2 protein-coding genes are annotated in these 1,345 nt (G+C 58.4%); both read right to left on the reverse strand.

Annotated features, from left to right (window positions below; genetic code table 11):
- Positions 1-43: 43 nt before the first annotated feature.
- Positions 44-388 (reverse strand): hypothetical protein, encoded by a 345-nt coding sequence (locus I4W09_RS10270; RefSeq protein ID WP_117757882.1) that lies wholly within the window; start codon positions 386-388, stop codon positions 44-46.
- 1 nt (position 389) lies between these two features.
- Positions 390-1,345 (reverse strand): ABC transporter ATP-binding protein (locus tag I4W09_RS10275; protein ID WP_230318786.1); only part of this gene is annotated, 956 nt, incomplete at its 5' end.

Genomic DNA, 1,345 nt, shown 5'->3' on the forward strand with positions numbered 1-1,345 from the left:
GGGGCGACGCTTTTGCGTCGCCCCTCGTCCCGGCCGGGTTGCTTTAGTTGTACACACGGTAGTTACACTTGAACTGGGTTATGTGTCCATAGCTGGAGCGGTACCAACCCGACGTATAGCTGATTGCCTCTGCGCCTAGATAGTCGTAGCCCTTGTTGTAGCGAAGCTGACGGTAGGTCGTGTCGTACTCTGCTACGTAAAACGTGTCTCCAGAGAAGGCTTTGTACCGGTCTTTAACCGTCGAAGCCATGTACGCGGGTTCGACATCGCCTTTCTCCCCGTTGAGCGCATAGACGGGTGCCGCGATTCCGCATAAAGCCGTTGCCACGAGGATGGCGTAGACAGCCATGCGCGACGCATTGGACTTCAGCTGTTCAAATAGTTTCATGTCATTCACCTCGCTCGTATGTATCGAGGTATTCCTGCTTGAGCGTCTGCGAGGACGACTCGGTCTTTTTCACGAGCGTGCCGGCCTCGATGAAGTAGAACGAGTCGGTGAGGTCTGCCAGGTCGTCGAGCAGATGGCTTGAAATGAGCACGCTTCGTCCCCGCGCCACCTCGCTGCGCATCGCGTCGCAGGAGGTTTTCCGCTTTCCCGGATCGAGGCCGTTCAGCGGCTCATCGAGGATGAGGTACGGGCAATCGGTCGATATCGCCATGGCAAGCTTTACCTGCTGCTTCATTCCCGTCGAGAGTTTACGGGTCGGCTTGTCGAGATATGGGGAGATTCCGAGGGAGTCGCAGAGCGAGTCGACGTCGGTGGCCGATTTCCACTCCTCCCTAACGAAGGCAAGGTGCTCGAGGGCCGATAGCGTGGGGTAAAGATCCGTGCCGCCTGAAGAGCTCAGGTAGACGAGTTCTGCAAATTCGGCTGATTGACGTTGGCTGATTCCGTCTGCCGCCAGGCTTCCCGAGTGGATACGGGTGGGAAATTGGCCCGACAGCGCTTCAAGAAGGGTGGTTTTCCCCGAGCCGTTGGGGGCAATGAGGCCCGCAGCCGTTCCCGGGCTCAGGAAAAGCGATCCGATTGAAAGTATCGTCGTGCTTCCGTATCCCACGCTCGCGTCCAGAAGCTCGAGCCCATGGTGCTTTTTCGCGGGTCCAGGCTGTTTGGGCGAACGTGTCGCAACGGCGCCGACCGCAAAAAAGACCGCGACGTATGCCAGGGCCACGGCAAGCATCGATGCACCGCTTGAACCGGAGCCAATGAATTCTGTCGGGAAGCATCCTACGTAACCCGTTGCCTCGATAGGCGAGAATATGGCCAGCGGCAGGAGCCCGAGCACGGCATTATGCCCTAGTGCCGAATCGGACAGTAACGGGAATGCCGGGGCCGCGACAAGCA

Source organism: Collinsella aerofaciens (assembly GCF_015670795.1).
GTDB classification, from domain to species: domain Bacteria; phylum Actinomycetota; class Coriobacteriia; order Coriobacteriales; family Coriobacteriaceae; genus Collinsella; species Collinsella aerofaciens_Q.